Below are 7,573 nucleotides of genomic sequence, written 5' to 3'. Positions count from 1 at the left end.
TGGTTTCGACTTCCATGATCAGCTTATCGTAGTCGAGGCTCTGGCCCTGACGGGTCGGCTCGACGCGATAGGCGACGCGCTTGACCGGCGAGAACAGGCTGTCGACGGCGATAAGGCCGATCGGAGCGTCTTCCGGACGGTTCTGGTCGGCCGGGACATAGCCCTTGCCGTTATTGACCGTGAACTCCATGCGCACGGTGGCGCCGTCGTCCAGCGTGCAGAGCACGTGGTCAGGGTTCAGGATCTCGATGTCCGACGGCACTTCGATTTGGCCGGCGGTGACTGCGCCGGGGCCGGTGGCCTTCAGCGTCATACGCTTGGGGCCTTCGGAGTGCAGGCGCAGCGCCAGTTGCTTGATGTTCAGGACGATGTCGACGACATCTTCACGAACGCCTTCAAGCGACGAGAATTCGTGCACCACGCCGTCGATCTGGACGGCGGTGACGGCGGCGCCTTGCAGCGACGACAGGAGAACACGACGGAGGCTGTTGCCCAGCGTCACACCGAAGCCGCGTTCGAGAGGTTCGGCTACCAGACGCGCCTTGCGGTTCGCGTCAGTTCCGGTCTCGATCAGCGGCTTCTCGGGACGGATGAGCTCGTTCCAGTTTCTTTCGATCACGTAGAGATGTCCCTCGAAACGCAGGATCGCCGGACGCGAAATCGCGGTCCGGCGCGTGGGGAGTGCGGTACTTCGGTACTTAGACGCGCCGACGCTTGGGCGGCCGGCAACCGTTATGCGGAATGGGGGTCACGTCGCGGATGGTCGTGATGGTCATGCCGACGGACTGAAGAGCGCGCAGCGCCGATTCACGGCCCGAACCCGGACCCGACACGTTCACTTCCAGCGTCTTCACGCCATGTTCGGCCGCCTTCTTGCCGGCGTCCTCGGCCGCCATCTGGGCGGCGTAAGGCGTCGACTTCCGGGAGCCCTTGAAGCCCATCATGCCGGCCGACGACCAGGAAATCGTGTTCCCTTGCGCGTCCGTGATGGTAATCATGGTGTTGTTGAACGAGGCGTTCACGTGCGCCACGCCCGAGGTGATGTTCTTACGTTCGCGACGTTTAACGCGCGCCGGTTCCTTGGCCATCGCTAAGCTCTCTTACTTCTTCTTGCCGGCGATCGGCTTGGCCGGGCCCTTGCGGGTACGGGCGTTGGTGTGAGTGCGCTGACCGCGGACCGGGAGGCCCTTACGGTGACGCAGGCCGCGATAGCAGGCCAGGTCCATGAGGCGCTTGATGTTGACCGCGGTCTCGCGACGCAGATCGCCCTCGACGGTGTAGTCGCGGTCGATGGCTTCACGGATCTGAAGAACCTCGGCGTCAGTCAGCTGATTGACGCGACGAGCGTCTTCAATGCCAACCTTGCTGACGATCTCCTTGGCTTTCGCCTGGCCGATGCCATGGATGTACTGAAGCGCGATCACGACGCGCTTGTTAGTCGGAATGTTGACGCCTGCTATACGGGCCACGCGTAGAATCTCCTAGTCACGCAGAGAAGCGCGAACGGCGCCCCAGCCCAGAATCCCAATGGGAAGGCTGGCACGTCCTTCGCGCCCTTTCGCGGAAGCGCACCGTTATAGGGAACGTTGCGTTTCCGTCAATGGAGCAATCGCAAGAATTTGAACCTTTTACAGGTTTCGTGCGACCGCTAGGGCGGGTTTGCCTACCGGCTCGGGGCTTCAAGAGCCCCGTCGATACCGGCGGACACGTCTTCGATCGAACCCATGCCGTCTACTTCAACCAGTTTCTTTTGGTTCTCGTAGTAGGGCAGCAGCGGCGCGGTCTGGTCGTTATAGGCCGAGAGCCTCACTTTGAAGCTTTCGGGATTGTCGTCGGGGCGGCCCGATTCGGCGAAACGACCGGCGACCCGCTTCAGGAGCTGCTCGTCGTCCACCTTCAGGCGGACCACTAGATCGATTCGCGATCCGCGCTGCTCCAGCATTAGATCCAGAGCCTTGGCCTGAGCCAGGGTCCTGGGGAAACCATCGAAGATCGCTCCACCGGAGGCTTCCGCCTCAGGCAAGCGCTCTTCAATCAATGCGATCACGATCTCGTCCGTGACCAACTCGCCGCGTTGCATCACGCCCTCGACCTTTTTCCCGAGCTCGGAGCCCGAGGCGATCGCGGCGCGCAGCATGTCTCCGGTGGAGAGCTGGACCATCTTGCGGTTCTCGACCAAACGCTTGGCCTGAGTTCCCTTGCCCGCCGCTGGCGGGCCGAACAGGATCAAATTCATAGCTTAAATGTCCCCTCCCGGCCATTCCCCAACGGCCGGCCTAAATCGACGCCCTAGCGCGCACGTCCCCCGCGCAGCTTGGATTTCTTGATCAGGCCCTCGTACTGGTGGGCCAGGAGATGCGACTGGATTTGCGTCACCGTATCCATGGTCACGCTCACCACGATCAGGATCGAGGTGCCGCCCAGATAGAACGGCGCCTTGAAGTAGCCGATCAGCGCCTCAGGCATGAGGCAGACCAGGGTGATGTACGCCGCACCGATCACCGTCAGACGGGTCAGCACGTAATCCAGATACTCCGCCGTTCGCTTGCCAGGCCGGATCCCAGGCAGGAACCCGCCGTACTTACGGAGGTTCTCCGCGGTGTCGTCCGGATTGAACACGACCGAGGTGTAGAAGAAGCAGAAGAAGATGATCAGGGCCGCATAGAGGACCATGAACGCCGGCTGGCCGTGCTGCAGCATGCCGACAGCGCCGGGCAGCCACTGCGCCCAGGCCGGCAGCTCAGCCGTCGCCAGGAAGCCCATCGCGGTCGTCGGCAGCAGCAGCAGCGAAGAGGCGAAGATCGGCGGAATGACGCCGGCGGTGTTGATCTTCAGCGGCAGGAACGAGGTGTCGCCGCCGAACATCCGATTGCCCTGCTGGCGCTTCGGATACTGAACCAGCAACCGGCGCTGCGAGCGCTCCATGAAGACGATGGCGAAGACGACGGCGATGGCCAGGACGATGATCGCGAACATCGCAAAGCCCGACAGCGAGCCAGTGCGCGTCATCGTGAACATCTGCCAGATGCCCTTGGGCAACACGGCGACGATACCGGCGAAGATGATCAGCGACACGCCGTTGCCGACGCCGCGGCTGGTGATCTGCTCACCCAGCCACATCAGCAGCAAGGTGCCGCCGGTCAGGGTCACGACCGTCGAAGCCAGGAAGAAGATGCCGGGGTTCAGCACCAGGCCAGGGCTCGATTGCAGACCCGTGGCGATCGCGAAGGATTGGAACAGCGCCAGAATAACCGTCAGGTAGCGGGTGTACTGGTTGAGGGTCTTGCGACCCGCCTCCCCGCCTTCCTTCCGCAGCTTTTCCCAGGGCGGATACACCGTCCCCAGCAGTTGCACGATGATCGACGCCGAGATGTAGGGCATCACGTTCAGCGAGAAGATCGCCATACGTTCGACGGCGCCGCCGGAGAACATGTTGAACATGCCCAGGATGCCCTGCGCCTGGCCGGTGAAGGCCTGGGCGAAAGCGACCGGATCGATGCCGGGGATCGGGATATAGGTCCCGAGCCGATAGGCGATGAGCGCCATCAGGGTGAACCCGATGCGCTTGTGCAGCTCCGTCGCCTTTTGGAAGGCGCCGAAGTTCATATTAGCTGCTAGCTGTTCGGCGGCCGAAGCCATTTAGAACCCCAGACTGTAAGACCGGCCACACATAGGGTGTCCGCCTTGCGCTGTCATCCGGTCCCTCCCCGCTTTCCCCGGCCAAGGCCGGGGATCCGTTCGGGTGGTCGCTGACCTTGAAGAAACCGGATGGTCAGCTCTAACTCCCGGCTTGCGCCGGAAGGGGCGTATTACTCAGCCGCTTCAGCGGCGACCGGCCCGGTCAGCGTGACCTTGCCGCCGGCCTTTTCGACAGCGGCCTTGGCCGCGGCCGAAGCCGAATAGACGGTGATGTCGATTTTGGTGGTCAGTTCGCCCTTGCCGAGCAGACGGACGCCGTCCTTCTCGCGACGCAGAACGCCCGCAGCGATCAGCACTTCGGCGTTGATGGCCTTCTTGGCATCGAGCTTGCCGGCGGCGATCGCCTGCTCAAGACGCCACAGGTTCACTTCCGAGAATTCCTTGGCGAAGGGGTTGTTGAACCCGCGCTTCGGCATACGCATGTGCAGCGGCATCTGGCCGCCTTCGAAGCCATTGATGGCCACGCCGGAGCGAGCCTTCTGACCCTTGACGCCGCGGCCGCCGGTCTTGCCCTTGCCCGAGCCCGGGCCACGGCCGACACGCATGCGGTTCTTCGTGGAACCGGGAGCCGGAGCGAGTTCGTTAAGCTTCGTCATGTGACGCCTCTCCTTGGAGATCTGTCGCCGGAGCGTTTCGCTCCGACTCGGCTGAAATTGAATGTGGCCGCCGAAACGGCCGAAGAGGCGACGCTTTTGGCGCCGCCTCTCCTAAACGTCCAGTGGAAAGGCTTTAGCCTTCGACCACTTCGACCAGGTGGTGAACCTTGGCGATCATCCCTCGGACTGAGGGAGTGTCTTCCAGGGTCGACACGCGGCCCATCTTGTTCAGACCCAGACCGGCGAGCGTAGCGCGCTGGTCCTTGGTGCGTCGGATGGGGCTACCCGTTTGGCGAACAGTCACCGTAGCCATAGATCACTCTCCGTCAGCAGCGGCCGCGGCGGCGCCATCGGCCTTACGGCCCAGGACGTCGGCGACCTTCTTGCCGCGCTTGGCGGCGACTTGACGCGGCGAAGACTGAGCCTTCAGCGCCTCAAAGGTCGCCCGCACCATGTTGTAAGGGTTCGACGAGCCGACCGACTTGCCGACGACGTCCTGGACGCCGAGGGTTTCGAGGACCGCGCGCATCGGACCGCCGGCGATGACGCCGGTGCCGGGAGGAGCCGAGCGGACCATCACCTTGCCAGCGCCCCAACGGCCATTGCCGTCGTGGTGCAGGGTGCGGCTCTCACGGAGCGGCACGCGGATCATGGTCTTCTTGGCTTCTTCGGTCGCCTTACGGATGGCTTCCGGCACTTCACGCGCCTTGCCATGACCGAAGCCGACGCGGCCCTTTTGGTCACCGACCACCATGAGAGCGGCGAACGAGAAACGACGTCCACCCTTCACGGTCGCGGCGACGCGGTTGATGTGCACCAGCTTCTCGACGATGTCGGAATCAGCGCGCTCTTCGGCTTGGTTGCCGCGGTTGCGGTCCCGGCGATTGTCGCCGCCACCGCCACGTTGTTCGTTTCCACGAGCCATCAGCGTACCCCTAGAAGTTCAGGCCGGCTTCGCGCGCGGCGTCGGCCAGCGCTTTCACGCGACCGTGATAGATGTAGCCGCCACGGTCGAAGACGACGTCTTTGACGCCCTTCTCGATCGCACGTTGAGCAACAAGAGCGCCGATGCGAGCAGCAGCTTCCTTGTCCGAGCCCTTGGCGGCCTTTTCACCCTCTTCGAGGGTGGAGGCGGACGCCAGGGTCACGCCGCGTTCATCATCGATGACCTGGGCGTAGATGTTCTTCGACGAGCGGAAGACCGACAGACGCGGCCGACCATTCGCCACCGACCGCAGGCGGATGCGCGTGCGCTCAGCGCGGCGCTTGGCGGTGTCACGGGGTTTAAGAGCCATGGCCTACTTCTTCTTGCCTTCCTTGCGGCGAACCTTTTCGCCGGCGTAGCGAACGCCCTTGCCCTTGTAGGGCTCCGGCGGACGCAGGCGACGGATCTGCGAAGCGATCTCGCCGACGACCTGCTTATCGATCCCCGAAATCTTGATTTCGGTTTGCTTCGGCACGGCGAACGTGACGCCGGCGGGAGCCGGAACGTCAACTTCGTGGCTGAAGCCCAGCTGCATGGAGAGCGCATTGCCCTTCATCGCCGCGCGATAACCAACGCCGACCAGTTCGAGGGTCTTCTCAAAGCCGGAGGTGACACCTTCGACCATGTTGGCGACCAGCGTACGCGACAGACCCCACATGGCTTGCGCCCGGGTGTTGTCGACACGCTTCGTCAGGAGGAGCTCAGCGCCCTCCTGCTTGACTTCGATCTCTTCAGCCACGGTCCAGGCGAGTTGCCCCTTGGGGCCCTTCACCGTGACCGTCTGGCCTTCGATCGTCACCGTCACACCCGAAGGGACGGCGACTGCCTTTTTTCCGATCCGCGACATCTTAGTAGACCCGCAAGAGGACTTCGCCGCCCACGTTCGCGTCACGCGCGGCCGTGTCCGACATGACGCCCTTCGGCGTCGACAGGATCGAGATCCCCAGGCCGTTCTTAATCGGCTTCAGGTCCTTGATCGACGAATAGACGCGACGGCCTGGCTTCGACACGCGGCGGATCTCAACGATCACCGGCTGGTTGTCGAAGTACTTCAGCTCGATCTCGAATTCCGGGAAAGCGCCCGGCTTCTGAACGAGTTGGTAGCCGCGGATGTAGCCTTCCTCGGCGAGCACGTCGAGGACGCGCGCGCGCATCTTCGAGGCCGGCGTGGAAACCTTCGAACGGCCGCGGGTAGCGGCGTTCTTGATGCGGGCGATCATATCGCCAACGGGGTCGTTCACCATGAGACCCTCCTCACCAGCTCGACTTGACGAGGCCAGGAATCTGGCCATTGGAACCCAGGTCGCGCAGGGCGATCCGGCTCATCTTAAGCTTCCGATAGTACGCGCGCGGGCGGCCCGTAACTTCGCACCGATTGCGGATGCGGGTCTTGGACGAGTTGCGCGGCAGCTCGGCGAGCTTCAGCCGGGCTTCGAAGCGTTCTTCGAGCGGCAGGCTCTCATCGTTGGCGATCGCCTTGAGTTCTTCCCGCTTGGAGGCGAATTGCTTCACCAGCTTGCGGACCATCTCATTGCGATTGACGGCGCTTTTCTTGGCCATTTTTTCTTTCCTTCCCGCCGCTTACGCTTGAACGAACGGGAACTGGAATTCCTTCAGAAGCGCGCGCGCTTCGTCGTCGGTCTTCGCAGTCGTGGCGACGATGATGTCCATGCCCCACATTTGATCGATCTGGTCGTAGTTGATCTCCGGGAACACGATGTGCTCCTTCAGACCCATGGCGTAGTTGCCACGACCGTCGAACGAGGTGGGCTTCAGGCCCCGGAAGTCCTTCACGCGCGGCAGCGCGATCGTAACCAGGCGGTCCAGGAATTCGTACATGCGGTCCGCACGAAGGGTCACCTTCGCACCGACCACCATGCCTTCGCGCAGCTTGAAGCCGGCGATGGAGTTACGAGCCTTGGTCGGCTGCGGCTTCTGACCGGCGATCTTCGCCAGGTCGGCGATCGCCGAGTTGACCTTCTTGGAGTCCGAGACGGCTTCACCGATACCCATGTTCAGGACGATCTTGTCCAGCTTGGGGATCTGCATCTCGTTCGTGTAGCCGAACTTGGTCTTCATCTCGCCGCGGATGCGCGAGTTGTATTCCGTCTTCAGCCGCGGGGTGTACTTGGTGTCGGCCATTAGATGACGTCTCCCGTCGTCTTGGCGAAGCGGACCTTCTTGCCCTCTTCAACCTTGAAGCCGACGCGGGTCGCCTTGCCGTTGGCGTCGGCGATCGCGACGTTCGACAGGTGAAGCGAGGCTTCCTTGTTCTTGATACCGCCCTGGGGGT

Annotated in this window: 13 protein-coding genes and 1 pseudogene; all 14 read right to left on the bottom strand. The window is 62.8% G+C overall.

The features are described 5' to 3' along the window. Positions 1-619 (bottom strand): DNA-directed RNA polymerase subunit alpha (locus Q8M13_RS02160; protein ID WP_305297978.1); only part of this gene is annotated, 619 nt, incomplete at its 3' end. 79 nt (positions 620-698) lie between these two features. Further along, positions 699-1,088, bottom strand: a complete 390-nt coding sequence (gene rpsK / locus Q8M13_RS02155) for a 30S ribosomal protein S11 (RefSeq protein WP_056730086.1) — start codon at positions 1,086-1,088, stop codon at positions 699-701. A 12-nt stretch (positions 1,089-1,100) separates the two neighbouring features. Next, positions 1,101-1,469: a 30S ribosomal protein S13 gene (gene rpsM, locus Q8M13_RS02150; protein ID WP_305297977.1), complete on the bottom strand. Its 369-nt coding sequence runs from the start codon at positions 1,467-1,469 to the stop codon at positions 1,101-1,103. A gap of 194 nt (positions 1,470-1,663) precedes the next feature. Then, entirely contained in the window at positions 1,664-2,236 is a 573-nt protein-coding gene (locus Q8M13_RS02145) for an adenylate kinase (RefSeq protein WP_305297976.1), read from the bottom strand. Positions 2,237-2,289: 53 nt separating this feature from the next. After that, positions 2,290-3,639 carry a preprotein translocase subunit SecY gene (gene secY, locus Q8M13_RS02140; protein ID WP_305297975.1) on the bottom strand — a complete coding sequence of 450 codons (1,350 nt, stop codon included), beginning with the start codon at positions 3,637-3,639 and terminating at the stop codon, positions 2,290-2,292. A gap of 170 nt (positions 3,640-3,809) precedes the next feature. Continuing rightward, positions 3,810-4,295 (bottom strand): 50S ribosomal protein L15, encoded by a 486-nt coding sequence (gene rplO / locus Q8M13_RS02135; RefSeq protein ID WP_305297974.1) that lies wholly within the window; start codon positions 4,293-4,295, stop codon positions 3,810-3,812. A gap of 133 nt (positions 4,296-4,428) precedes the next feature. Beyond that, positions 4,429-4,608 carry a 50S ribosomal protein L30 gene (rpmD, locus tag Q8M13_RS02130; protein ID WP_305297973.1) on the bottom strand — a complete coding sequence of 60 codons (180 nt, stop codon included), beginning with the start codon at positions 4,606-4,608 and terminating at the stop codon, positions 4,429-4,431. Between the two features lie 3 nt (positions 4,609-4,611). Continuing rightward, entirely contained in the window at positions 4,612-5,220 is a 609-nt protein-coding gene (gene rpsE, locus Q8M13_RS02125) for a 30S ribosomal protein S5 (RefSeq protein WP_056730073.1), read from the bottom strand. 10 nt (positions 5,221-5,230) lie between these two features. Then, the gene (gene rplR / locus Q8M13_RS02120; RefSeq protein WP_305297972.1) at positions 5,231-5,590 is read right to left on the bottom strand and encodes a 50S ribosomal protein L18; all 360 of its coding nucleotides are present in this window, start codon (positions 5,588-5,590) and stop codon (positions 5,231-5,233) included. Positions 5,591-5,593: 3 nt separating this feature from the next. Further along, positions 5,594-6,127: a 50S ribosomal protein L6 gene (rplF, locus tag Q8M13_RS02115; protein ID WP_305297971.1), complete on the bottom strand. Its 534-nt coding sequence runs from the start codon at positions 6,125-6,127 to the stop codon at positions 5,594-5,596. A gap of 1 nt (position 6,128) precedes the next feature. Beyond that, positions 6,129-6,572, bottom strand: a complete 444-nt coding sequence (gene rpsH / locus Q8M13_RS02110) for a 30S ribosomal protein S8 (protein ID WP_305297970.1) — start codon at positions 6,570-6,572, stop codon at positions 6,129-6,131. Next, complete coding sequence (gene rpsN, locus Q8M13_RS02105; protein ID WP_305297969.1) at positions 6,535-6,840, bottom strand: 30S ribosomal protein S14; 306 nt, start codon at positions 6,838-6,840, stop codon at positions 6,535-6,537. Before rpsN ends, rpsH begins: the two co-directional genes overlap by 38 nt. Before the next feature lie 21 nt (positions 6,841-6,861). Then, the gene (gene rplE, locus Q8M13_RS02100) at positions 6,862-7,422 is read right to left on the bottom strand and encodes a 50S ribosomal protein L5 (protein WP_305297968.1); all 561 of its coding nucleotides are present in this window, start codon (positions 7,420-7,422) and stop codon (positions 6,862-6,864) included. Further along, positions 7,422-7,573, bottom strand: a pseudogene (locus Q8M13_RS02095) (50S ribosomal protein L24); the annotation flags it as partial. The gene rplE and the pseudogene Q8M13_RS02095, both read right to left, overlap by 1 nt.

It is taken from the genome of Phenylobacterium sp. (genome assembly GCF_030681155.1).
In the GTDB taxonomy this organism is placed as follows: Bacteria; Pseudomonadota; Alphaproteobacteria; order Caulobacterales; family Caulobacteraceae; genus Phenylobacterium.
Note: the sequence above shows the minus strand (reverse complement) of the source record. Positions and strands in the feature narration are given on the sequence as shown.